The organism is Streptomyces sp. NPDC007991 (genome assembly GCF_042958445.1).
Classification (GTDB): Bacteria; Actinomycetota; Actinomycetes; order Streptomycetales; family Streptomycetaceae; genus Streptomyces.
This window is the reverse complement of the sequence record NZ_JBIBJD010000008.1, coordinates 457,008-480,550: the sequence shown is the minus strand read 5'-3', so window position 1 is coordinate 480,550 and position 23,543 is coordinate 457,008. Positions and strand designations below refer to the sequence as shown.

23 protein-coding genes are annotated in these 23,543 nt (G+C 71.6%); 11 read left to right on the top strand and 12 right to left on the bottom strand.

Going from position 1 to position 23,543, the window contains the following annotated elements; genetic code table 11:
- Positions 1-170: 170 nt before the first annotated feature.
- The 3 genes from ACFZDA_RS25330 to ACFZDA_RS25320 form a co-directional block, all read right to left on the bottom strand.
- The gene (locus tag ACFZDA_RS25330; protein ID WP_391085696.1) at positions 171-413 is read right to left on the bottom strand and encodes a chaplin family protein; all 243 of its coding nucleotides are present in this window, start codon (positions 411-413) and stop codon (positions 171-173) included.
- A gap of 156 nt (positions 414-569) precedes the next feature.
- Entirely contained in the window at positions 570-1,211 is a 642-nt protein-coding gene (locus ACFZDA_RS25325) for a response regulator transcription factor (protein ID WP_086564108.1), read from the bottom strand.
- Positions 1,204-2,349: a GAF domain-containing protein gene (locus ACFZDA_RS25320; RefSeq protein ID WP_391085694.1), complete on the bottom strand. Its 1,146-nt coding sequence runs from the start codon at positions 2,347-2,349 to the stop codon at positions 1,204-1,206. The genes ACFZDA_RS25325 and ACFZDA_RS25320 overlap by 8 nt, the downstream gene beginning before the upstream one ends.
- A gap of 235 nt (positions 2,350-2,584) precedes the next feature.
- Between ACFZDA_RS25320 and ACFZDA_RS25315 the strand changes: the two genes are divergently transcribed.
- The 3 genes from ACFZDA_RS25315 (at position 2,585) to ACFZDA_RS25305 (ending at position 5,418) form a co-directional block, all read left to right on the top strand.
- The gene (locus ACFZDA_RS25315; RefSeq protein WP_391085692.1) at positions 2,585-3,283 is read left to right on the top strand and encodes an SDR family NAD(P)-dependent oxidoreductase; all 699 of its coding nucleotides are present in this window, start codon (positions 2,585-2,587) and stop codon (positions 3,281-3,283) included.
- Positions 3,280-4,323, top strand: a complete 1,044-nt coding sequence (locus tag ACFZDA_RS25310) for an S-adenosylmethionine:tRNA ribosyltransferase-isomerase (RefSeq protein ID WP_391085689.1) — start codon at positions 3,280-3,282, stop codon at positions 4,321-4,323. Before ACFZDA_RS25315 ends, ACFZDA_RS25310 begins: the two co-directional genes overlap by 4 nt.
- A 366-nt stretch (positions 4,324-4,689) precedes the next feature.
- Complete coding sequence (locus tag ACFZDA_RS25305; RefSeq protein ID WP_391085688.1) at positions 4,690-5,418, top strand: transglycosylase SLT domain-containing protein; 729 nt, start codon at positions 4,690-4,692, stop codon at positions 5,416-5,418.
- 107 nt (positions 5,419-5,525) lie between these two features.
- Here the strand turns inward: ACFZDA_RS25305 and ACFZDA_RS25300 are convergent, their stop codons facing one another.
- Positions 5,526-8,072 carry an FHA domain-containing protein gene (locus ACFZDA_RS25300; RefSeq protein WP_391085685.1) on the bottom strand — a complete coding sequence of 849 codons (2,547 nt, stop codon included), beginning with the start codon at positions 8,070-8,072 and terminating at the stop codon, positions 5,526-5,528.
- A gap of 241 nt (positions 8,073-8,313) precedes the next feature.
- On the opposite strand from ACFZDA_RS25300, the gene ACFZDA_RS25295 reads away from it, so the two are divergent.
- Both ACFZDA_RS25295 and serB read left to right on the top strand, forming a co-directional pair.
- On the top strand, positions 8,314-10,293 hold the full coding sequence (locus tag ACFZDA_RS25295; RefSeq protein WP_391085683.1) for a streptophobe family protein: 1,980 nt from the start codon (positions 8,314-8,316) through the stop codon (positions 10,291-10,293).
- 76 nt (positions 10,294-10,369) lie between these two features.
- Positions 10,370-11,584, top strand: coding sequence for a phosphoserine phosphatase SerB (gene serB / locus ACFZDA_RS25290; protein ID WP_391085681.1), 1,215 nt, complete (start codon positions 10,370-10,372; stop codon positions 11,582-11,584).
- An 88-nt stretch (positions 11,585-11,672) separates the two neighbouring features.
- On the opposite strand, the gene ACFZDA_RS25285 is transcribed toward serB, so the two are convergent.
- From ACFZDA_RS25285 to ACFZDA_RS25270, 4 genes are all read right to left on the bottom strand, one after another.
- Positions 11,673-12,191: a histidine phosphatase family protein gene (locus ACFZDA_RS25285; protein ID WP_391085678.1), complete on the bottom strand. Its 519-nt coding sequence runs from the start codon at positions 12,189-12,191 to the stop codon at positions 11,673-11,675.
- Between the two features lie 65 nt (positions 12,192-12,256).
- Entirely contained in the window at positions 12,257-12,463 is a 207-nt protein-coding gene (locus ACFZDA_RS25280; RefSeq protein ID WP_391085676.1) for a hypothetical protein, read from the bottom strand.
- A gap of 188 nt (positions 12,464-12,651) precedes the next feature.
- Entirely contained in the window at positions 12,652-12,768 is a 117-nt protein-coding gene (locus ACFZDA_RS25275; protein WP_086012488.1) for an SGM_5486 family transporter-associated protein, read from the bottom strand.
- Between the two features lie 91 nt (positions 12,769-12,859).
- The gene (locus tag ACFZDA_RS25270; protein ID WP_391085674.1) at positions 12,860-14,710 is read right to left on the bottom strand and encodes an MFS transporter; all 1,851 of its coding nucleotides are present in this window, start codon (positions 14,708-14,710) and stop codon (positions 12,860-12,862) included.
- A 91-nt stretch (positions 14,711-14,801) separates the two neighbouring features.
- On the opposite strand from ACFZDA_RS25270, the gene ACFZDA_RS25265 reads away from it, so the two are divergent.
- Positions 14,802-15,494 (top strand): FCD domain-containing protein, encoded by a 693-nt coding sequence (locus ACFZDA_RS25265; RefSeq protein WP_391085672.1) that lies wholly within the window; start codon positions 14,802-14,804, stop codon positions 15,492-15,494.
- Here ACFZDA_RS25265 and ACFZDA_RS25260 read toward each other — a convergent pair.
- The 3 genes from ACFZDA_RS25260 to fabG form a co-directional block, all read right to left on the bottom strand.
- Complete coding sequence (locus ACFZDA_RS25260; RefSeq protein ID WP_391085670.1) at positions 15,472-15,822, bottom strand: hypothetical protein; 351 nt, start codon at positions 15,820-15,822, stop codon at positions 15,472-15,474. The two genes, ACFZDA_RS25265 and ACFZDA_RS25260, sit on opposite strands and share 23 nt — an antisense overlap.
- A 181-nt stretch (positions 15,823-16,003) precedes the next feature.
- Positions 16,004-16,771: an enoyl-ACP reductase FabI gene (gene fabI, locus ACFZDA_RS25255; RefSeq protein ID WP_010037733.1), complete on the bottom strand. Its 768-nt coding sequence runs from the start codon at positions 16,769-16,771 to the stop codon at positions 16,004-16,006.
- 5 nt (positions 16,772-16,776) lie between these two features.
- Positions 16,777-17,481, bottom strand: coding sequence for a 3-oxoacyl-[acyl-carrier-protein] reductase (fabG, locus tag ACFZDA_RS25250; protein ID WP_391085667.1), 705 nt, complete (start codon positions 17,479-17,481; stop codon positions 16,777-16,779).
- A 273-nt stretch (positions 17,482-17,754) separates the two neighbouring features.
- Between fabG and ACFZDA_RS25245 the strand changes: the two genes are divergently transcribed.
- From ACFZDA_RS25245 to tyrS, 3 genes are all read left to right on the top strand, one after another.
- Positions 17,755-19,278 (top strand): metallopeptidase TldD-related protein, encoded by a 1,524-nt coding sequence (locus ACFZDA_RS25245; protein ID WP_391085665.1) that lies wholly within the window; start codon positions 17,755-17,757, stop codon positions 19,276-19,278.
- An 82-nt stretch (positions 19,279-19,360) separates the two neighbouring features.
- On the top strand, positions 19,361-20,755 hold the full coding sequence (locus tag ACFZDA_RS25240) for a metallopeptidase TldD-related protein (RefSeq protein ID WP_391085663.1): 1,395 nt from the start codon (positions 19,361-19,363) through the stop codon (positions 20,753-20,755).
- Positions 20,756-20,811: 56 nt separating this feature from the next.
- The gene (gene tyrS / locus ACFZDA_RS25235) at positions 20,812-22,080 is read left to right on the top strand and encodes a tyrosine--tRNA ligase (protein ID WP_391085661.1); all 1,269 of its coding nucleotides are present in this window, start codon (positions 20,812-20,814) and stop codon (positions 22,078-22,080) included.
- A gap of 92 nt (positions 22,081-22,172) precedes the next feature.
- Here tyrS and ACFZDA_RS25230 read toward each other — a convergent pair whose 3' ends face one another.
- Positions 22,173-22,448 (bottom strand): GlsB/YeaQ/YmgE family stress response membrane protein, encoded by a 276-nt coding sequence (locus ACFZDA_RS25230; RefSeq protein WP_391085659.1) that lies wholly within the window; start codon positions 22,446-22,448, stop codon positions 22,173-22,175.
- Between the two features lie 244 nt (positions 22,449-22,692).
- Here ACFZDA_RS25230 and ACFZDA_RS25225 point away from each other — a divergent pair, with 244 nt between their 5' ends.
- Positions 22,693-23,100 (top strand): DUF3099 domain-containing protein, encoded by a 408-nt coding sequence (locus tag ACFZDA_RS25225; RefSeq protein WP_391085656.1) that lies wholly within the window; start codon positions 22,693-22,695, stop codon positions 23,098-23,100.
- A gap of 216 nt (positions 23,101-23,316) precedes the next feature.
- Entirely contained in the window at positions 23,317-23,535 is a 219-nt protein-coding gene (locus tag ACFZDA_RS25220; RefSeq protein WP_306968199.1) for a hypothetical protein, read from the top strand.
- The last annotated feature ends 8 nt before the right edge of the window (positions 23,536-23,543 follow it).

Here is a 23,543-nt window from a genome sequence, read left to right as displayed (position 1 = left end):
GTGGGTGCGCAGCCCGGCGCAGCGGGGTGCCGCTGCGCCCACCTGTACCGCCCCAGCGGCACGACTGCCCGCAGTTGAGCGGGACGGACGCCCCGCGGAATGAGCGGACCGGCCCCCCAGGAGATCCGGGAGGCCGGTTGTACCTCCGGCTCGGAGACGGAGGTGGGGTGTCAGTGGTTGACGGCGAGGTTGCCGAAGGCGGGGTTCAGGACGCCCACGACGTTCACGCTGTTGCCGGAGACGTTGACCGGGACGTGCACCGGGGCCTGGATGACGTTGCCCGACCCGACGCCCGGGGAGCCCGCGGCCTGGCCGTCGGCGTGCGCGCTGGTGGCGGAGGCCATGCCCGCGCCCGCGGCCAGCAGGCCACCGGTCACCATCGTCACGGCAGCGACCTTCTTCAGGTTCTTCACTTCTGAGCCCTCCTTGCGATTGCCGCGGCAGGCGCCGCAGCACGCACTGGAGAACGGCGGAGGTCCACCGAGGTTGCGCCATATGAGGGACATTCCCACGACAGTATGAATCTCGGTCCGGAAGGGAACCCTCCGTGTTGCCGTGGGAGGAGCGTGTCAGCCGGTCACGCCGTGGCGAACGGCCCACAGAGCGGCCTGCGTTCGGTCGGAGAGGTCGAGTTTCATCAGGATGTTCGAGACGTGGGTCTTGACCGTCTTCTCGGAGAGGACGAGGGCACGGGCGATCTCCCGGTTGGAGCGGCCGTCCGCTATCAGGCCGAGGACCTCGCGCTCCCGCTCGGTGAGCGAACCGGCCCGCCCCGGGCCCGAGTTGGCCTCCTCCTGGGACAACAGGGCGTCGGCGACCTCCGGCTGGAGGAGGATGTGCCCGGCGTGCACGGAGCGGATCGCGCCGGCGAGGGCGTCGGGGTCGACGTCCTTGTAGACGTAGCCGGCGGCGCCCGCGCGCAGGGCCGGGACCACCGTGCGCTGCTCGGTGAAGCTGGTGACGATCAGCACGCGCGCGGGGTTGTCCAGCTCGCGGAGTCTGCGCAGGGCGCCCACGCCGTCCATGCCCGGCATCTTGACGTCCATGAGGATGACGTCGGGCCGCAGCTCCTCCGCGCGGTCGACTCCCTCGGCGCCGTCCGCCGCCTCGCCGACGACCTCTATGTCGTCCTGTACCTCCAGGAAGGTGCGCAGGCCCCGGCGGACGACCTGGTGGTCGTCGACGAGCAGCACCTTGATTGCGTCAGCCACCGGGGACCTCCATCTCGATCGTGGTGCCCTTGCCGGGCGCCGATTCCACGGTCAGCGTGCCGCCGGCCCCGCTCGCCCGGTCCCGCATCGAGACCAGGCCCAGGTGGCGCCCCGCGCGGCGGACCGCCTGCGGGTCGAAGCCGCTGCCGTCGTCCGTGACCCGCAGGAGGGCTCCGCTGCCACGGCGGTCCAGGGTCACGTCCACGTGGTCGGCGCCGGAGTGGCGCAGGGCGTTGTGCAGGGCCTCCTGGGCGACGCGCAGGACGGCCTCCTCCTGGGAGGCCGGCAGGGCCTTCACCCCGCGGCCGGCGAAGGTGACACGCGCGGAGTGGGCGCGGTCGAGGACCTGGATCTGCGTCCGGAGGGTGGCCACGAGGCCGTCCTCGTCGAGGGCGGCGGGGCGCAACTCGACGACGGCGGCGCGCAGTTCGTCGGCGGCCTCGGCGGCGAGGGCCGCCACCTGCTGGAGCTCGCCCTTGGCGCGGGAGGGGTCCCGGTCCACCAGGCGGGCCGCGGCCTGGGCGGTCAGGCGCAGGGAGAAGAGCTTCTGGCTGACCGCGTCGTGCAGTTCGTGGGCGAGGCGGGAGCGTTCCTCGGCGATGGTGAGCTCGCGGCTGCGTTCGTACAGGCGGGCGTTGGTGAGGGCGATCGCCGCGTGCTGGGCGAGGATGCCGAGCAGTTCCTCGTCGTCCTGCGTGAAACCGCAGCTGCCTTCTGGTTTGAAGCAGTTCTTGTTGGCGAGGAACAGCGCGCCGATGACCTCGTCGCCGTCGCGGATGGGCAGGCCCAGGAAGTCGACCAGGTCGGGGTGGGCGCTCGGCCAGCCCTCGAAGCGGGGGTCCTTGCGGACGTCGGCGAGGCGCTCGGCCCTGGCCTCGTGGAGCATCGCGGCGAGGATGCCGTGCTGGCGCGGGAGCGGGCCGATGGCCTTCCACTGCTCCTCGCTGACGCCGTCCACCACGAACTGGGCGAAGCCGCCGTGGTCGTCCGGGACGCCGAGCGCGGCGTACTGCGCGTCGAGCAGCTCGCGGGCCGAGGCGACGATCGTCTTGAGGACGTCGCGCACCTCGAGATGCCTGCTCATGGCCAGCAGCGCGGAACTCACCGCGGCGAGGCCGGACCGGGGACGGTGGCTCATGACCTCACCGTACCGGCGGGCTGTGACAGCGCGGATCGGACCGGTGGCGGCGGGCGCCGGTCCGGTGGGCCTAGGTCGCAGGACCGAGGGGGCAGGCAGGGGTGGCGTACGACCGGGGGCGCCGGGCCGGTGGCGTAGGGCGAAGGGACCCGGTTCTCTGCGGCCCGCGTCCGAGGCGGTCCGGGTGGCCGCGTTCCTACGTTGAGGGCACACGATCACGACGAGGGAGCGGATCATGCCGGTTGCGATCATCACCGGGGCCTCGAAGGGGCTGGGGCGGGCGCTCGCGGAGGCACTGGCCGGGCGGGGCTGGGATCTGGTGCTCGATGCCAGGGGCGCCGAGGCATTGGGGGAAGCGGCGGAGGCCGTCGCCGCGCACGGCACGCGCGTGACCGCCCTGCCGGGGGACGTCACGGTCGCCGCGCACCGGGCGGCACTGGTGTCGGCGGCTGGGCGGCTCGGCGGCGTCGACCTGCTGGTGCACAACGCGAGCGCGCTGGGCGCCGAGCCGCTGGTGCGGCTGGAGGAGCTGCCGCTGGAGGGGCTGCGGCGGGCGCTGGAGGTGAACCTCGTGGCGGGTCTCGGTCTGGTCCAGGAGGCGCTGCCTCTTCTGCGGGCCTCGGGGACGGGCACCGTCGTGGCGGTCAGTTCGGACGCGGCCGCCGAGGCGTACGAGACCTGGGGCGGCTACGGGGCGTCCAAGGCGGCCCTGGAGCAGCTGGTGGCGGTGCTGGCCGTGGAGGAGCCGGGGCTGCGGGTCTGGGCGGTGGATCCCGGGGACATGGCCACGGACCTGTATGCGGCGGCCGTACCGGACGATCACGATCCGCGGCCGGAGCCGGCGGCTGTGGTGCCGGGGTTCCTGCGGCTGCTGGACGAGCGGCCGGCGAGCGGCCGGTATCGGGCTCCGGCTCTGGTGGACGGGGTCCGATGACACTGTCCGTGCGGGTGCCGGAGGAGCTGTCGGCCCGGGTGCCGGTCGAGCAGCGGGGGCCCGGTCTGGACCGGGATGCGGTGCGGATGCTGGTGTCCCGGGGTGCCGAGGTGGCGCATCACACCTTCACGGAGCTGCCGCGGCTGTTGCGGGCCGGGGATCTGCTCGTGGTCAACACCTCGGCCACGCTGGCGGCGGCCGTGGACGGGTGGATCGGGCACGCGCGCGTGGTGGTGCATTTCTCCACGCGTGGGGACGACGGCCGGTGGGCGGTGGAGCTGCGGGAGCCCGACGGGCGGGGCACCACGCGCCCGCGTGCGGGTGGGCCCGCGGGTACGCGGGTGTGCCTGCCGGGCGGTGGGCGGCTGGTTCTGCAGGAGCCGCTGAGCGGGCGGAGCGGCCGGCTGTGGTGGGCGCGGGTGGCCGGGCCGGGGGTGCCGGGGCTGCTGCGGGAGCACGGGCGGCCCATTCGCTACGCGTACACGGAGCGCGACCAGCCGTTGTCCGTCTACCAGACGGTGTTCGCGCTGCCGTCCGCGGACGGGGCGGGCAGCGCGGAGATGCCGAGTGCGGCGCGGCCCTTCACGGCGCGGCTGGTGGCGGAGCTGGTGAGCCGGGGCGTGCAGTTCGCGCCGGTCACGCTGCATACGGGGGTGGCGTCGGCGGAGGCGCACGAGCCTCCGTATCCGGAGCCCTTCGCGGTGTCCGAGGCGTCGGCGCGGCTGATCAACGCCGCGAGGGCCGGTGGCGGCCGGGTCGTGGCGGTCGGGACGACGGCGGTGCGGGCCGTGGAGTCGGCGGTGGGGGCCGACGGGGGCGTGCGCGCGCGTGCGGGGTGGACGGATCTCGTCGTCACACCGGAGCGCGGGGTGCGTGTGGTGGACGGGCTGCTGACCGGGCTGCACGAGCCGGAGGCCTCGCATCTGCTGATGCTGGAGGCGGTCGCCGGGCGTGAGGCGATCGAGCGTGGCTACGAGGCCGCGCTCCAGGGCCGTTATCTGTGGCACGAGTTCGGGGACGTGCACCTCGTCCTGCCGTAGGACGGGCCGTCGCGGGGGCCGTTCAGTCCCTCACGCAGAGCATCGCTTGTGCAACCAGCGGTGAGACCGCGCCCCTCCCGGTGTGAGCCCGCGCATAGGACCCACGTCACGTACGAAAGTACGTAGGAGACATACCCCCACCTTTTGAGCGGCACATACGGTCCAGTCTGCCCCGATTTGCCCCTCCCTGATCCACTATCGGGCATCGTACGTCACACCTTTGCCACGCGATTTTGCGGCCGCTAAGAATTGCTGGCGTCGCTCAGCGCCGTGGGTTCACCTCCGCGGCGTTCGTGTCGGAAACACACCGAGTCCAACGCCGGACGCCGAGCGACTCCCGCGCTATTCGAAGAGGTCCACACCAGCATGCCCAAGAACATCTTCAGCCGTGTTCAGAGTCGTAGCCTGACCCGTCACCACAAGATCGCCATGGCGGGTGTCGCCACCCTCGGCGCCGCCGCCATCGGTTTCTCCGCGGTGCCGAGCGGCGCTTCGACCAAGACCACGACCGAGGCCGCTCAGCCGGCTGCGGTGGCGTTCAGCACCGAGCAGATCAAGGACGTCAAGGCGAGCGTCACGGACCAGATGGCCAATGCCAGCCTGAAGGCGGAGCAGATAGCGGCGAAGAAGAAGGCCGACGCCGCGGCCGCCGCCAAGAAGCAGGCCGCCGCCGAGGCCGCGAAGAAGAAGGCCGAGGCCGCGCGCAAGGCCAAGGAGGCCGCGAGCCGGGCCGCCAAGCGCGCCCAGGTCAAGAAGGCCGCCGCCAAGAGCTACCCGAACAACCTCGACGGCTGGATCCGCGAGTCGCTCGACATCCTGAAGAAGCACAAGATCCCGGCGTCCTACGACGGCATCCACCGCAACATCATCCGGGAGTCCTCGGGCAACCCGCGGGCGATCAACAACTGGGACATCAACGCCATCAACGGCATCCCGTCCAAGGGCCTGCTCCAGGTCATCCCGCCGACCTTCAAGGCGTACCACGTCCCCGGCACCTCCTGGGACATCTACAACCCGGTCGCCAACATCACCGCCGCCTGCAACTACGCGGCGGACAAGTACGGCTCGATGGACAACGTCAACAGCGCGTACTGAGGACGGCGCGGACCTCTCTGCTTCGCTGAACGAACGCCGAAGGGCGGCACCCTCCTGACGGGGTGCCGCCCTTCGGGCGCGGTGGAGCGGTGACTACGTGCCGGTGACTACTTGCGCATGACCTCGGGCTCGTGGCGGCGCAGGAAGCGGGCCACGAAGAAGCCGCAGATCACGCCGAGGGCGAGGAGCGCGCCCATGTCCATGGCCCAGGCCCCGACCGTGTGCTCCCACAGCGGGTCGGTGTCGCCGGCCGTCTCGGGCGGGCTGATCTTGTTGAAGTCCAGCGTGGCGCCGGAGGCGGCGACCGCCCAGCGCGACGGCATCAGGAACGAGAACTGGTTGACGCCGATCGAGCCGTGCAGCGTGAACAGGCAGCCCGTGAAGACGACCTGGATGATCGCGAACATCACCAGCAGCGGCATGGTCTTCTCGGCGGTCTTGACCAGCGACGAGATGATCAGGCCGAACATCATCGACGTGAAGCCCAGCGCCATGATCGGGATGGAGAGCTCGACGAGGGTCGCGCTGCCGAGGACCAGGCCCTCCTCGGGGATCTCCCGGCTGGAGAAGCCGATGACGCCGACCAGCAGGCCCTGGAGGACGGTGATCATGCCGAGCACGAACACCTTCGACATCAGGTACGCCGAGCGCGACAGGCCGGTCGCCCGCTCCCGCTCGTAGATGACCCGTTCCTTGATCAGCTCGCGGACCGAGTTCGCCGCGCCCGCGAAGCAGGCACCGACAGCGAGGATCAGCAGGACCGTCGTGGCCGTGCCGTTCGGGATGATCCGGCCGGTCTGCGGGTTGGCCGGGTTGGGCAGCAGGCCCCGGTCCGCGTCGATGAGCAGGCTCACCGCGCCGAGCACGGCCGGCAGGATCACCATCAGGGCGAGGAAGCCCTTGTCGGACGCGATCACCGAGACGTAGCGCCGCACGAGCGTGACGAACTGGGACATCCAGCCCTGCGGCTTCGGCGGCTTCATCGCCTGCATCGGCGGAACCTGTACGGACTGCGGCGCTACGGCATCGATGTCCGCGGCGTACATCTGGTAGTGCTGCGAGCCCTTCCAGCGGCCCGCCCAGTCGTAGTCGCGGTAGTTCTCGAAGGCGGAGAAGACATCGGCCCAGGTGTCGTAGCCGAAGAAGTTCAGCGCCTCCTCGGGCGGGCCGAAGTAGGCCACCGAACCGCCGGGCGCCATCACGAGCAGCTTGTCGCACAGCGCCAGCTCCGCCACGGAGTGGGTGACGACGAGGACCGTACGGCCGTCGTCCGCCAGGCCGCGCAGCAGCTGCATGACATCGCGGTCCATGCCCGGGTCGAGGCCGGAGGTCGGCTCGTCCAGGAAGATCAGCGACGGCTTGGTGAGCAGTTCCAGGGCGACCGAGACGCGCTTGCGCTGGCCGCCGGACAGGGACGTGACCTTCTTGTCCTTGTGGATGTCCAGCTTCAGCTCGCGCAGCACCTCGTCGATACGGGCGTCGCGCTCGGCGGCCGTGGTGTCGGCCGGGAAGCGGAGCTTGGCCGCGTACTTGAGGGCCTTCTTGACGGTCAGCTCCTTGTGCAGGATGTCGTCCTGCGGGACCAGACCGATGCGCTGGCGCAGCTCGGCGAACTGCTTGTAGAGGTTGCGGTTGTCGTAGAGCACCTCGCCCTGGTCGGCCGGGCGGTAGCCGGTGAGCGCCTTGAGCAGGGTGGACTTGCCGGACCCGGACGGGCCGATGACCGCGATCAGCGACTTCTCCGGGACGCCGAAGGAGACGTCCTTGAGGATCTGCTTGCCGCCGTCGACGGTGACGGTCAGGTGGCGCGCGGAGAACGACACCTCACCGGTGTCGACGAACTCCTCCAGCCGGTCGCCGACGATCCGGAACGTCGAGTGGCCGACGCCGACGACGTCGGTCGGGCCGAGCAGTTGCGTGCCGCCCTTGGGGATCGGCTGGCCGTTGACGTACGTGCCGTTGTGCGAGCCCAGGTCGCGGATCTCCATGCGCCCGTCGGGCGTCGAGTGGAACTCGGCGTGGTGCCGGGAGACCTGGAGGTCGGAGACGACCAGCTCGTTCTCCAGGGCACGGCCGATGCGCATCACGCGGCCCAGGGAGAACTGGTGGAACGTGGTCGGGCTGCGGTCGCCGTAGACCGGCGGCGCCCCCGCGACGCCGCCGGGGCCCTGCTGCTGCGGGATGTGGGCCGCGTGCTGTTGCGGCTGCTGCTGCCAGCCGGCCTGGGCCTGCTGCTGCGGGGCCTGGGCCTGCTGGTAGGGCGCCTGCTGGGCGGGTGCCTGCTGGGCCCAGCCGGGGTTCGCGCCCTGTGCGGCGTACGGCTGCTGCTGCGGCTGGGCCTGCGGCGTGGCGACGGAGGCGGCGGCACCGGAGAAGTCCAGGCGCGGGCCGTCGGTCGCGTTGCCGAGGTTGACCGCCGAGCCTGGGCCGAGTTCCAGCTGATGGATTCGCTGCCCCTGCACGAACGTGCCGTTGGTGCTGCCATGGTCCTCGATGACCCAACTGCGGCCGTTGAAGCTGACCGTGGCGTGACGCCAGGAAACCCTGGCGTCGTCGAAGACGACGTCCCCCTGCGGATCACGTCCGAGGGTGTATGCCCTGGACGGATCGAGCGTCCAGGTACGTCCGTTTGATTCCAGTACGAGTTCCGGCACTCCATGCCCCACTGAGTTGTCCCCCGAGTTACCCCCGACATGGGGAGTCTAGGGATGTCGAACATCGGGAGGAACTATTTCAGTAGCGGCCGCCTGACCGAAAGTCGGGCCTTGTGAAGACCGCGTACGGAGGCATGTGCCGATTCCGTTGACGGGGTTGAAAACGGGCCGGAGAGTGGTATTTCGACGCGAGGGGGACATGCGCGGTGTTCCCGCCGCACAGCGGATCGGGGGGTCTGCCATGAGTGCCGGTACAGGTGTCGGGACGGCGGGGAACGGCACGCGCGTGCCGTGGGGGGACGTGCTGATGTCCGCGGTCGCCGCCGTGAGCTGGGCGTTGATCGGGATGGCGGGTACGGCCGCGCTGGGTCTGCGGCTGCTGGAGGCGGACGCGGCGGGCTCGTTGGGGCCGATGACCGCGGCGGTGGTGGCCCTTGGGGCGGGCGGTTCGGTCACGCCGTCCGGTGATGTGTCCGCGTTCGGCCTCACGGGTGCGCAGGCGGACACGGCCATCGAGTTCACGCCACTGGGGGTGAGCCTGGTCGGGGCGGTGCTGCTGTCGTACTTCTTTCTGCGGTCCTTACGGGCGGCGGGAGTTGTGATATCGCCGGCCGAACTCCTCGCGCGTGCGGGCACGGTGGTCGCGCTGTTCGTGGCGATGCTGGGCGGGCTGGCGTGGGCGGGGCACGACGTCATCACGATCGACGGTGGTGCGCTGGGCCTGGACGGCCTGACGCGCGGGGGCGGTGGAGACGGACTGGAGATTCCCGGTCTCGGGGACCTCGGGGGGTTGCTGCCGGACCGGCTCGGCGACCTGGTCGGCGCGCGGGCGGCGGTCGGATTCACGGTCGACACCGCGCCCACGCTGCTCGGCGGGGCCTGCTGGTCGGCCGGGATCCTCCTCATCGCCCTGCTGGCCTCGCGCCGCACGCCGCTGCCGCGGGGCTGGGAGGCCGTGCACCGGATCGCGCGGCCCGCCGTCTCCGCTGTGGTGACCGTGCTGCTGGTCGCGGTGGCGGCGGGACTCGCGGCGGCGGCGTACGCGGCGACCGGCGACGACCATCCCCGGCGCATCGCCGGCGCGACGCTGCTCGGGGCGCCGAACGGGGTGTGGCTGGGAGTCCCGATCGGCCTGTTCGTGCCGTGGGACGGGCGGGCGACGGGTGAACTGACCCGCCTCCTGCCGGACCCCCTGGACGATCTGCTCACAGTCCGCTCCGACCAGCCCGTGACGCTGGGGCGGCTGGCGGAGCTGGACGGGCGGGTGTGGCTGCTGGGGGTGGCGGCGGCCCTGATGATGCTGCTGGCGGGGGTGTTGACGGCGGTGCGGACGCCGGTGCCCGGTCCTGGGGACGTACGGGGTTCGGGCGCGCCCGGTTTCGCGGGGCGGTGTGCGCTGCGGCTGGGGGTGGTGACCGCGCTGGCCCTGCCGCTGCTCGCCTGGCTGACGGACGTGTCCGTGACCGCCTCCCTGTCCGTCCTCGGCTTCGACGCGTTCGGTGCGGGCATCGACCTGCACGGCCACCTCGGCATGGCCCTGCTGCTGGGCGCGGTGTGGGGTACGGGGGCCGGGGCGACGGGGGCGTTGCTCGCGTGGGCGAGCGGGGGCGCGGGGCGGCGGGCCGCGCGGTTGGCTCGGGGGGTGGAGGTGGCCGGACCAGGGGCGAGGCGGGGGGAGGCCGGGGACGACGCCGGTGCCGGGCGGTCCGGGGGATGGGGCGGGCCAGGTGCCGGTGCCGCTGCTGGTGCCGGTGCCGGTGCCGGTGCCGGGCATGCGACGGGGCCGGGGGCCGGCGCCGATGCCGGATATGCGGCGGGGCCAGGGGCCCGAACCGGCCCGACCGGGTACGACGGCGACGCCGGGCGGTCCCAGGGATGGGGTGGGTCCGGCTCCGGGCGGGTGTCGTCCGATGGGGAGGGGGCCGGGCCCTACGCGCCGGGAGTGCCGTATCGGCCGCCCAACCCGGACACCAATCCGTACCTCCGGGTGCCGGACGAAGTGCGAGAAGCGGAGGACGCGCGCCCGCGCCCCGGCGAACCCGGGGCATCTCACGCACCCCGGTCGGACAGTGACCTCGCTGCTCACCGGGACGGGGACGGGTACGGCGCGCCCACCGTGGCGCGGCCGGCCGGGCCGCCGCCGGTCCGGCCGGACGACGGGCCACCGCCTCCGCCACCCCCTCCCCCGCCGCCGCCCCGGAAACCGGGTGGAGGGAAGTAGGCCCCTCGGAGGGCGCTGTCCGCCAGGCGGACCTCACGGGCGGTACGGCCTGCCCGCCGGATACGGTGGAACCACCATGAGCGCTTCGCAGACCTCGTCCTCCGACGTTCCCACCCTCCTTGTCAAGATCTTCGGCAAGGACCGCCCGGGCATCACGGCCGGCCTCTTCGACACCCTCGCCGCCTACTCCGTCGACGTCGTCGACATCGAGCAGGTCGTCACCCGGGGCCGAATGGTGCTGTGCGCGCTCGTGACCGAGCCGCCCAAGGGGCTCGAGGGCGACCTGCGGGCGACCGTCCACAGCTGGGCCGAGTCGATGAAGATGCAGGCGGAGATCATCTCCGGCCTCGGCGACAACCGGCCGCGCGGGCTGGGCCGCTCCCTGGTCACCGTGCTCGGGCACCCGCTCACCGCGGAGGCGACCGCGGCGATCGCCGCACGGATCACGAAGACCGGCGGCAACATCGACCGGATCTTCCGTCTCGCCAAGTACCCCGTGACCGCCGTCGAGTTCGCCGTGTCCGGCGTGGAGACCGAGCCGCTGCGAACCGCCCTGGCGCCCGACGCGGCGAAGCTCGGCATCGACGTGGCGGTCGTCGCCGCCGGTCTGTACCGGCGCGCGCAGCGCCTGGTCGTGATGGACGTCGACTCGACGCTCATCCAGGACGAGGTCATCGAGCTGTTCGCCGCGCACGCCGGCTGCGAGGACCAGGTCGCCGAGGTGACGGCGGCCGCGATGCGCGGCGAGCTGGACTTCGAGCAGTCCCTGCACGCGCGCGTGGCGCTGCTGGAGGGGCTCGACGCCTCAGTCGTGGACAAGGTGCGCAGCGAGGTGCGGCTGACGCCGGGCGCCCGCACCCTGATCCGTACGCTGAAGCGGCTCGGCTTCCAAGTCGGCGTCGTCTCCGGCGGCTTCACCCAGGTCACCGACGATCTCAAGGAGCGGCTCGGGCTGGACTTCGCCCATGCCAACACGCTGGAGATCGTCGACGGGAAGCTGACGGGCAAGGTCACGGGCGAGATCGTCGACCGGGCCGGCAAGGCCCGGCTGCTGCGCCGGTTCGCCGCCGAGGCGGGTGTGCCGCTGTCGCAGACCGTGGCGATCGGTGACGGTGCCAACGACCTGGACATGCTGAACGCGGCGGGTCTGGGCGTCGCCTTCAACGCCAAGCCGGTGGTGCGCCAGGCCGCGCACACGGCCGTGAGCTTCCCCTTCCTGGACACCGTGCTGTACCTGCTGGGCATCACGCGTGAAGAGGTCGAGGCGGCGGACACGCTCGACACGGCCTGAATCGGCGACACGGGCCGCACCCCGCCAGGCGAGCCCGGCACCGCACCGGTGCCGGGCCCCACTCACGCCGAGTCGGTCGTGGAGTCGGTCACTCGGTCGGCGCCCAGTAGTCCCGCAGCGTGGCCACGCCCGGCTCAAGGCTCTTCCACGAGCCCGTGAAGGACAACAGGGCGAAGGCGGCGGCCGGGAACCCGCGGCGGCTCATCCGGTCGCGGGCATCGCCCTCGGCCGTGCCCCCCAGGATGTCGGCGAGGCCCTGGATGGCCGGGTTGTGGCCGATCACGAGGATGTTCTGCGCGTCGTCGGGGGTCTCGTTGAGCACGGCGATCAGTTCGCCCGGCGAGGCATCGTAGATCCGCTCCTCGTAGACGGTTTTCGGTCGCTGCGGGAACTCCTGGACGGCGAGCTTCCAGGTCTCCCTGGTCCGGACCGCGGTGGAGCACAGGGCCAGGTCGAAGGCGATGCCGGTGTCGGCCAGCCTGCGCCCGGCCTCCGCCGCTTCTTTTCGGCCCCGGTCGGCGAGCGGACGCTCATGATCGCTCACCTGTGGCCAGTCGGCTTTCGCATGGCGGAAGAGGACAATCGTGCGGGGTTCTGCGACGCTCATAAGATCCAGCTTCGCACGAAACAGGCCATGGGGCGCAGGGAGTTGACCACCGGCTTCTGCCGTGCTCAGCGGGCTATCAGCTGCCGGGCCCGCTCGAAGAGGTGGGTGATCACGGGGTCACCGCCGGCCGCCTGGGCATCCGACGGGTTAAGGATCAGCACGAGCAGCGCGACGAAGGCGAGCGTGGGCAGGGCGAGGGCCCACCAGGGCAGCCTGCTGCCGGCGCCGGCCCGGGCCGCCGGATGGGGCCGGGTGTGCGTAGGAGCCGGCATGGGTGCCTCCGCTTCTTCGGATGGTCCGTGGCCCGCGTCTCGCGGTCACACGTCGAAGTTACGGAATCCGGGGCGGCCGGCCCATCCGGAGATCCACCCACTTGACCCTGACCCTCACCCCCTAGGGGACAGGGGGCCAGCCCCACCATGGACGGGGCGGAGCCCGGTGATGGCGGGGCGGAGGCCGGTCACGGCGAGGCGATGGTCGCGATGACGCCGATGATGATGAAGATCGCGAAGAAGGCGCCGAACACGAGCAGCATCTTCTTCTGACCGTGCTGGGGATTCGGGTCGAGCACTGGCATGGGGCAAGTCTCGCACCCGCCGCGGGCACCGGGCGCCCCGGGGTGAGACCAACGGCTGCCCCGGGGCGAGACCAAAGGCTCCGGGGTGGGCTCAGCGGCCCGCCTCCTCCTCCACCGTGCGGTCCCGGCCCGCCAGGAAGCCGACCGCCATCTGCGGGATCATCAGGGCGCTCATCAGCGCGATCGGCAGGCCCCAGCCGCCGCTGTGCTGGTAGAGGACGCCCACCAGGAGCGGCCCCGGGATGGAGATCAGATAGCCGGTGCTCTGCGCGAACGCCGACAGCTGGGCCACGCCCGGGCCGGTCCTGGCCCGCATGCCGACCATGGTGAGGGCGAGCGGGAAGGCACAGTTGGCGACGCCGAGCAGCAGGGCCCATGCCCAGGCGCCGGCGGCCGGCGCGAGGTACAGCCCGGCGTAGCCGGCGAGGCCGCAGACGCCCAGGGCGAGCACGATCGGGCCCTGGTGCGGCAGCCGTGTGGCCAGGCGCGGTATGACGAAGGCCAGGGGCACGCCCATCACCATGGTGACCGCGAGCAGCAGCCCCGCGGTACCCGCGGGCACGCCGGCGTCCCGGAAGATCTGCGCCATCCAGCCCATGGTGATGTAGGCGGCGGTGGCCTGGAGCCCGAAGAAGACGGCCAGGGCCCAGGCGGTACGGCTCCGGGTGATCCGCAGCCGCGGCGCCTCCCCGGCTGCGGACCCGACGGCAGCCGAGCCCGGCTTCTCCCGGTCCCGCGCAGGCCGGTCGCCGTCGGCCTCGGGGTCCCACGCCAGCCGGTCACCGCCGACCTCCGGAGCCCACGCCACCCGGCCGCCGTCTGCCTCCGGAGCCCACACCGACCCGTCACCGTCGGCCTCGGGGTCCCACGCCAGCCGGTCACCGCCGACCTCCGGAGCCCACGCCACCCGGCCGCCTTCTGCCTCCGGAGCCCACGCCGGCCCGTCACCGTCGGCCTCGAAGTCCCACGCCAGCCGGTCACCGCTGACCTCCGGAGCCCACGCCACCCGGCCGCCGTCTGCCTCCGGAGCCCACGCCGGCCCGTCACCGTCGGCCTCCGGAGCCCACACCGACCCGTCGCCGCCGACCTCCGGGCGCACGGCCCGCTCCCCCTGACCGGTCTCCGGGCCCACCGCCCGCTCGCCCGGCCCTGTCTCCGAGCCCCGGCTCCACTCCCCCGGCCCGGACGCGACTCCTGCCGCCTCCCCCGGCCCGGACGCGACTCCTGCCGCCTCCCCCGGCCCGGACGCGACTCCTGCCGCCTCCCCCGGCCCGGACGCGGCCGTGCCCGTCGCACGCCCCCGTACGAACGGCAGCCACGGCAGCACAGCCGCCGCGGCCAGTCCCGCCCACAGGGCGAGGCCCGACTGCCAGCTGCCGCCCAGGGCGTCGGTCAGGGGCACCGTGACCGCGGCCGCGAGGGCCGTGCCCAGGGCGAGCGCCATGGAGTACAGGCCGGTCATGGAGCCGACGCGGTCGGGGAACCAGTGCTTGACGATGACCGGCATCAGGACGTTGCTGACGGCGATGCCCATGAGGGCGAGGGCGCTGGCGGCCAGGAAGCCGGCCGTGCCGCCGGCGTAAGGCCGGATCGCCAGGCCGGTGGCGATGGCGGCCATGCCGGCGCACACCACGGCACCGGCTCCGAAGCGGCGGACGAGCCGCGGGGCCATGACGCCGAAGACGGCGAAGCACAGCGGCGGCACGGAGGTGAGCAGCCCGGCCACGCTGCCGCTCATGCCGAGCCCGTCGCGGACCTCCTTCAGGAGGGCGCCGAGGCTGGTGATGGCGGGGCGGAGGTTCAGCGCGGACAGCACGATGCCGAGGACGAGCAGCCGCATCGTCCACGCACGCGTGGCGGTGCCGCCGGGTTCCCGGGCCTCGTGCGCGGCCGAGCTGCGTACGGTCGGGGGCGTCATCGTCCGGGTTTCCTCGCTAGCCATGCGGCCCATCATAGAATCATAGGATGATTGACTGTCCACTCCGTTCCCTCCGGGGCCGCACTCCGGCGCCCCGGTCGTGCGAAGGTGTGCCATGCCTCTGAGCCATCCCCGACGTTCGGCGCTCTCCGAGCAGGTCATCGCCGCCCTGCGTGCCCAGATCACGTCCGGCGAGTGGCCGGTCGGCTCCCGCATCCCGACCGAGCCCGAGCTGGTCGAGCAGCTGGGCGTCGCCCGCAACACGGTCCGTGAGGCCGTCCGCGCCCTGTCGCACAACGGACTGCTGGACATCCGCCAGGGCTCCGGCACGTATGTCGTGGCGACGAGCGAGCTGGCGGGGGTGATGCAGCGGCGGTTCGCCGGCGCCGACCCCCGGCACATCGCCGAGCTGCGGTCCACGCTGGAGTCGGCCGCGGCCAGGCTGGCCGCCGAGCGGCGCACCGAGAAGGACCTCAAGCAGCTCGACGCGCTGCTGCGGCGGCGTGAGGAGGCCTGGGAGTCGGGTGACGCGGAGGCGTTCGTGACGGCGGACGCGACCTTCCACCTGGCCGTGGTGTCCGCCTCCCACAACGACGTGATGACCGCCATGTACGCGGATCTGGGCGAAGTGCTGCGGGACTGGCTGCGCGAGGACGTCGGTGAGGAGCTGACGCCGGAGACGTACATGGAGCACGCGCGGCTGCTCGACGCGATCCGCACGGGCGACGCGGCGCAGGCGGCGGCGGAGGCCGCCCGCTATCCGTTCCAGTGCCGCCTGGGCGGTTTCAGCCCGCCCGCCGGTGACTGATCCACACGTCGCCGACTTCCTTCCAGCAACGTCCCGTCAGCCGCACGGTCTGCGCGGGCCCGGTCTCCACCGGGGAGCTGTCGGTGTCGATGTCCCACCAGCGGGCGCACTCGACGTGCAGGCTCACGCGGTCGGCCTCGGGGTACGGGTTGTGGCAGTACACGGTCACCTTGGAGCCGGTGACGCGGATGCGGCACGCGGCGCCGAAGGGACTGGCCGACTCGTGGTGGTCGGCGGGCACGCGCGCGTGAGACACGGCTTCGTACGCCAGGGTCAGGACGAGGGCGACGGCGAGGGACAGTGAGGCCGTTCGGCGGGACAAGCGCACAAGGGGACCTCCTCGGCCGTGCTGGGGAGGGGCTCGCGTGGTGAACGCGTACTCCAGGGTGCCCAGTTGTGCGCCTCCTCCGCCCGGCCGGATGAGCCGAACGAGTGACGCCCCGCTCCCCGCGCGCTGCGGGAAACGGGGCGGCGACGACGTACGGGGAGATCGGACTCCGTACGGGAGATCAGGCTCCGATGGCGTGCAGACCGCCGTCCACGTGGATGATCTCGCCGGTGGTCTTCGGGAACCAGTCGCTCAGCAGCGCGACGATGCCGCGGCCGGCCGGCTCGGGGTCCTTCAGGTCCCACTCCAGCGGGGAGCGGGAATCCCACACGGAGGCCAGCTCGCCGAAGCCCGGAATGGACTTCGCGGCCATGGAACCGATCGGACCCGCCGAGATCAGGTTGCAGCGGATGTTCTGCTTGCCCAGGTCACGGGCCATGTAGCGGCTGGTCGCCTCCAGGGCGGCCTTGGCCGGGCCCATCCAGTCGTACTGCGGCCAGGCGTACTGCGCGTCGAACGTCAGACCGACGACGGAGCCGCCGTTCTGCATCAGCGGGAGGCATGCCATGGTGAGCGACTTCAGGGAGTACGCCGAGACGTGCATGGCCGTGGCGACCGACTCGAACGGCGTGTTGAGGAAGTTGCCGCCGAGGGCGTCCTGCGGGGCGAAGCCGATCGAGTGGACGACGCCGTCAAGACCGCCGAGCTCCTCGCCGACGATGTCGGCCAGGCGCCCGAGGTGCTCGTCGTTCGTCACGTCGAGCTCGATGACCTTGGTGGGCTTGGGGAGCTTCCTGGCGATGCGCTCGGTCAGCGTGGGCCGCGGGAACGCGGTCAGGATGATCTCGGCGCCCTGCTCCTGGGCCAGCTTGGCGGCGTGGAAGGCGATGGAGGACTCCATCAGCACACCGGTGATCAGGACGCGCTTGCCCTCGAGAATTCCGCTCATGGTGATCAGTGACCCATTCCCAGTCCGCCGTCAACGGGAATGACGGCTCCAGTGATGTACGAGGCGTCGTCCGAGGCGAGGAACCGCACCGTCGCGGCGATCTCCTCCGGCTGCGCGTACCGGCCGAGCGGGACCTGCTTCACGATGCCGGTGCGCTGCTCGTCGGAGAGCACCGCGGTCATGTCGGTCTCGACGAAGCCGGGCGCGACGACGTTGAAGGTGATGTTCCGCGAGCCCAGCTCACGGGCGAGGGAGCGCGCGAAGCCGACGAGGCCGGCCTTGGAGGCGGCGTAGTTGGCCTGCCCCGCGGAGCCGAGCAGCCCGACGACCGACGAGATCAGGACGACGCGGCCCTTCTTGGCGCGCAGCATGCCGCGGTTGGCGCGCTTGACCACACGGAAGGTGCCGGTGAGGTTGGTGTCGAGGACGGACGTGAAGTCCTCCTCGGACATGCGCATCAGAAGCTGGTCCTTGGTGACACCGGCGTTGGCGACGAGGACCTCGACGGGGCCGTGGGCCTCCTCGATCTCCTTGTAGGCCTGCTCCACCTGCTCGGCGTCGGTGATGTCGCACTTGACGGCGAGGAAGCCCGCAGGGGGCTCACCCGAGCGGTACGTGATGGCGACCTTGTCGCCGGCATCGGCGAAAGCGCGGGCGATGGCGAGGCCGATGCCCCGGTTGCCTCCGGTGACGAGAACCGAGCGGCTCAACGGATCACCCTTTCGATAGCGGTCTGATACCCCGCCCGGGCGCCTGGACGACAGGCGGCGATGACAGGCGGCTTCCCCGAAAACCTATCGGTCCGGGCAGGCCCGCGGACAATCGGGCACCGACAGTGGCGTACGGGACTCACTGTCGGGTCCCTACAGAAACCCCGCGCGACCGGGTCACGAAACTCGTGGCCCGCGCGCGGGCCGAGACGACATGATCGGAGCAGTCACGAAGTACGGCGACCACCCTCACCCCGACAGAAAGAGACGGCGGTGCCTCATACCATCGACGAGGCCTTCACGGCCCTCCCCCTACGCGCCCTCGCCGACGCGGCCCTCGCACGCGCGCGTGCGCTGGGCGCCGAGCACGCGGACTTCCGGTTCGAGCGGGTGCGCAGCGCCTCCTGGCGGTTCCGGGACGCCAAGCCCGCCGGGTCGTCGGACACCACCGACCTCGGGTACGCGGTGCGCGTCGTGCACGGCGGCACGTGGGGCTTCGCCTCTGGGGTGGATCTCACTCTGGACGCCGCCGCCAAGGTGGCCTCCCAGGCGGTGGCCATGGCGAAGCTCTCGGCGCAAGTGATCAAGGCGGCCGGGTCCGACGAGCGCGTCGAGCTGGCCGACGAGCCCGTGCACGCCGACAAGACCTGGATCTCGTCGTACGAGATCGATCCGTTCACCGTGCCCGACGAGGAGAAGGCCGGGCTGATCGGGGACTGGAGCGCGCGGCTGCTGGCGGCCGACGGGGTCGACCATGTGGATGCCTCGCTGCTCACCGTCCACGAGAACAAGTTCTACGCGGACACCGCCGGGACCGTGACCACGCAGCAGCGGGTGCGGCTGCACCCGGTGTTCAACGCCGTGTCGGTGGACGAGTCGAGCGGCGAGTTCGACTCGATGCGCACCCTCGCGCCGCCCGTGGGACGCGGCTGGGAGTATCTGCGGGGCACCGGCTGGGACTGGGACGGCGAACTGGAGCAGATCCCGGAGCTGCTCGCCGAGAAGATGCGGGCGCCGAGCGTCGAGGCGGGCCTGTACGACCTGGTCGTCGACCCGTCCAACCTGTGGCTGACCATCCACGAGTCCATCGGGCACGCCACCGAGCTGGACCGGGCGCTCGGTTACGAGGCCGCCTACGCCGGCACCTCCTTCGCGACCTTCGACCAGCTGAACAAGCTGCGTTACGGCTCGGAGCTGATGAACGTCACCGGCGACCGCACCGCCGAGCACGGGCTCGCCACCATCGGGTACGACGACGAGGGCGTCGCGGCGCAGTCCTGGGACCTGGTGAAGAACGGCACCCTCGTCGGCTACCAGCTGGACCGGCGGATCGCGAGACTGACCGGCTTCGAGCGGTCCAACGGATGTGCCTACGCCGACTCCCCCGGGCACGTGCCGGTGCAGCGCATGGCCAACGTGTCGTTGCGGCCGGACCCGGCCGGGATGTCCACCGAGGACCTGATCGGGGGCGTGGAGCGGGGCATCTACGTCGTCGGCGACCGGTCCTGGTCGATCGACATGCAGAGGTACAACTTCCAGTTCACCGGGCAGCGTTTCCACCGCATCGAGAACGGGCGGCTCGCAGGCCAGCTGCGGGACGTGGCCTACCAGGCGACGACGACCGACTTCTGGGGCTCGATGGCCGCGGTGGGCGGTCCGCAGACCTACGTCCTGGGCGGCGCCTTCAACTGCGGCAAGGCCCAGCCGGGCCAGGTCGCGGCCGTGTCGCACGGCTGCCCGTCGGCCCTGTTCAAGGGCGTCAACATTCTGAACACGACCCAGGAGGCCGGTCGGTGAACGTCAGCTACGGGATCGGCTGGGGGTCCGGGGGTTATCCCCCGGGAAAGCACAGTCTGAACACGACCCAGGAGGCCGGTCGATGAGCGCGCGAACCAGCAAGCCGCACGAGGTCGTCGAGCGGGCCCTCGACCTGTCCCGGGCGGACGGGTGTGTCGTCATCGCCGACGAGCAGTCCTCCGCCAACCTGCGCTGGGCGGGCAACGCGCTGACCACCAACGGGGTCACGCGCGGCCGCACGCTCACCGTCGTCGCCACGGTCGACGGCAAGGAGGGCACGGCCTCGGGGGTCGTGTCGCGGGCCGCCGTGACGGCCGACGAGCTGGAGCCCCTGGTGCGGGCCGCCGAGGCCGCCGCGCGCGGCGCCGGGCCCGCCGAGGACGCGCAGCCGCTGGTGACGGGGGTGGCGCAGGCGCCGGAGTTCACGGAGGCGCCCGCCGAGACCTCCTCCGCCGTGTTCGCCGACTTCGCTCCGGCGCTCGGCGAGGCCTTCGCACGCGCGCGTGCGGGCGGCCGGGAGCTGTACGGCTTCGCCAACCACGAGCTGGTGTCGACGTATGTGGGGACGTCCACGGGGCTGCGGCTGCGGCACGACCAGCCGAACGGGACGCTGGAGCTGAACGCGAAGTCGCCGGACCGGACCCGGTCCGCCTGGGCCGGTCGCTCCACCCGGGACTTCAAGGACGTCGACCCGGCGGCGCTGGACGCGGAGCTGGCCGTGCGCCTCGGGTGGGCCGAGCGGCGTGTGGAGCTGCCCGCGGGCCGGTACGAGACGCTGCTGCCGCCGGCGGCCGTCGCGGACCTGCTGATCTACCAGATGTGGTCGGCCTCGGGCCGGGACGCGATGGAGGGCCGCACGGTGTTCTCCAAGCCGGGCGGCGGTACGCGGGTCGGCGAGAAGCTGACCGAACTGCCGCTGACGCTGCGCAGCGACCCGAACGAGCCGGGTCTGCAGTCGGCGCCCTTCGTGATCGCGCACTCCTCGGGGGGCGACCAGTCGGTGTTCGACAACGGGCTGCCGCTCACGGCCACCGAGTGGATGAGCCGCGGCGAGCTGCGGCACCTGACGACCAGCAGGCACAGTGCCGGGCTGACCGGCCTGCCCGTGGCGCCGGGCATCGAGAACCTGGTCCTGGACGGGGGCGAGGACCGCTCCCTGGAGGAGATGGTCGCGAGCACCGAGCGCGGGCTGCTGCTGACCTGTCTGTGGTATATCCGGGAGGTCGATCCGGCGACGTTGCTGCTCACCGGTCTGACCCGGGACGGTGTCTACCTGGTCGAGAACGGCGAGGTGACCGGCGAGGTGAACAACTTCCGGTTCAACGAGTCGCCGGTCGGGGTCCTCGGCCGGGCCACGGAGGCCGGGCGCACCGAGAAGACGCTGCCCAGGGAGTGGAGCGACTGGTTCACCAGGGCCGCGATGCCCGCGCTGCGCGTCCCGGATTTCAATATGAGCTCTGTCAGTCAGGGCGTATAACCTCGTAGTCGGCTGTCACCCGACTGCCCGAAGATCATCAAGGAGACACGAGAACCGTGACGGACATCGTCGACGAGCTGAAGTGGCGCGGGCTGTTCGCCCTGTCCACTGACGAGGACGCTTTGCGCAAGGCGCTCGCGGACGGTCCCGTCACGTTCTATTGCGGCTTCGACCCGACGGCGCCGTCGCTGCACGTGGGGCACCTGGTGCAGGTGCTGACCGTGCGCCGGCTCCAGCAGGCCGGTCACCGGCCGCTGGCGCTGGTCGGCGGTGCCACGGGCCTGATCGGCGACCCGCGTCCGACCGCGGAGCGCACGCTGAACGACCCGGAGACGGTCCGCGGCTGGGTCGACAAGCTGCGCGGCCAGATCGAGCCGTTCCTGGACTTCGAGGGCGAGAACGCGGCCGTCATGGTCAACAACCTCGACTGGACGGAGAACCTCTCCGCGATCGAGTTCCTCCGCGACATCGGCAAGCACTTCCGCGTCAACAAGATGCTGACCAAGGACTCCGTCGCCCGGCGCCTGGAGTCCTCCGAGGGCATCAGCTACACGGAGTTCAGCTACCAGCTCCTCCAGGGCATGGACTTCCTCCAGCTGTACCGGAGGTACGGCTGCACGCTCCAGCAGGGCGGCAGCGACCAGTGGGGCAACCTCACGGCGGGCCTGGACCTGATCCACCGCCTGGAGCCGGACGCCACGGTGCACGCCATGGCGACGCCGCTGATGACCAAGGCGGACGGCACCAAGTTCGGCAAGACCGAGGGCGGCGCCGTCTGGCTCGACCCGGAGATGACGACGCCGTACGCCTTCTACCAGTTCTGGCTGAACGTGGACGACCGGGACATCTCCAAGTACATGCGCATCCTGTCCTTCCGCTCCCGCGAGGAGCTTCAGGAGCTGGAGAAGCAGACCGAGGAGCGTCCGCGGGCCCGGGCCGCGCAGCGTGCGCTGGCCGAGGAGCTGACGACGCTGGTGCACGGCGCCGGCCAGACGGCCGCCGTGATCGCCGCGTCCAAGGCCCTCTTCGGGCAGGGCGAGCTGGCGGAGCTCGACGAGCGGACGCTGGCCGCGGCCCTGTCGGAGGTGCCGCACATCCAGGTCGCCGAGCTCGGTCCGGTCGTCGACCTGTTCGCCGAGGTCGGCCTGGTGGCCAGCAAGTCGGCCGCGCGGCGCACGGTCAAGGAGGGCGGTGCCTACGTGAACAACGTCAAGGTCGCCGGCGAGGACGCGGTCCCGGCCAAGGAGGACCTGCTGCAGGGCCGCTGGCTGGTGCTGCGCCGGGGCAAGAAGAACCTGGCGGCGGTGGAGGTCACCGGCGCCTGAGCGCGTCAGGACGCGAGGGAGGGGGGCGGTCTCCGGTGCCGGAGGCCGCCCCCCTCTTCTCCTGTTGCCCCGTTGTTACCTCGTCTGCCTCGTCATGCCCTTCGCCTGTCTCCCCTGGCCGCCGTCCAAGCCCGGTCGCCGAGACCGACGAGGATGATCGCCATCGCCAGTTGGAAGACATGCCGCCACCAGTCGATGCCCGCTGTGGCGTCGACACCGGCCGCCCGGGCGATCACGTTGCCGGCGATGCCGCCGATGATGCCCAGGATGACGGTCAGCCACAGGGGGATGTGCTGCTTGCCCGGAATGATCGCCTTGGCGAGCAGACCGAGTACCAGTCCCACGATGATCGCCCACAACCAGCCCATCGCTGCCTCCTCGTACGGCTCGACGTGAGCACTACGCCCAGTGTCGGCCCAGGTGCCCTACGCCGCATGCCGGGGCCGGCCGTACATATCACGGCCCAGGCCCTTCGCCCGGGCCGGACCGGCCCCGGTCTCGTAGCCGACGCAGGCGCGGCGTAACGTGGAAGCTGCCCTGGGCAGGGTCCCCGACCGGCCGAGGGCGGCTACGGGGCGGGGAGCGTGCGATACGGGCGGATGGTGGAATGCGATGCGGAAGCAGCATGGCGGCGGACACGTCCAGGTTTTCCGGATCACCGGCGCCCGGGCAGGGCTTCAGGACGACGTCCGCGGGCGGCAGCGCCGGTATGTGATCTCGATGACGGTCCGCACGATCTCCGTGATCCTCGCAGCCACGCTGTGGAACGTCGAACGGCACGTCGCCGTCGTGGCGTTGGTCCTCGGGCTGGTGCTGCCGTACATCGCGGTGGTGATCGCGAACGCCGGGCGCGAAAACGCGCCGTCTCTGCCGTCCACGTTCGTGGTGCCTCCGCTGCGGCCGATGATCGCGCCGCCCAAGACGCAGGACGGCCCCGCGGAATCCCCCGCGGAATCCGTCGCGGAAGACGCCGTGTCCGGGACGGTGCCGGGGGCACGGGCCGAGTCGCAGGAGCGGTAGGGGCGCTCGGGGGCGGGTCGGCGAGGGCGTCACCTTCCCGCCAAGCTCAAGAAAAGCTCAGATCAATCATGTAGTTCAGGTGCCGGGCTCGGGGTTACCCGTGACATACTTCGTACGCGCTCCGCATCCCCCGTCGGAGCGACGGACCGACGCCGGGCAGCTCCCCCCGTGGCTGCTCGGCGTCGCCTTTTCTGTGTGCAGTGGTGAGACGAAGCTGTGAGTGACGAGACGCCCATCTGTTCCGCGAAGGGCTGCCGTACGGATGCCGTGTGGGTGCTGGCGTGGAACAACCCCAAGATCCATACGCCGGAGCGGCGCAAGACGTGGCTGGCCTGCGAGGAGCATCGCGAGCATCTGTCGCAGTTCCTCGGGGTGCGGGGGTTTTTGAAGGACGTGGTTCTTCTCAAGGAGTGGGAAGAGACCGACCGCCCCTGAGGGCGATC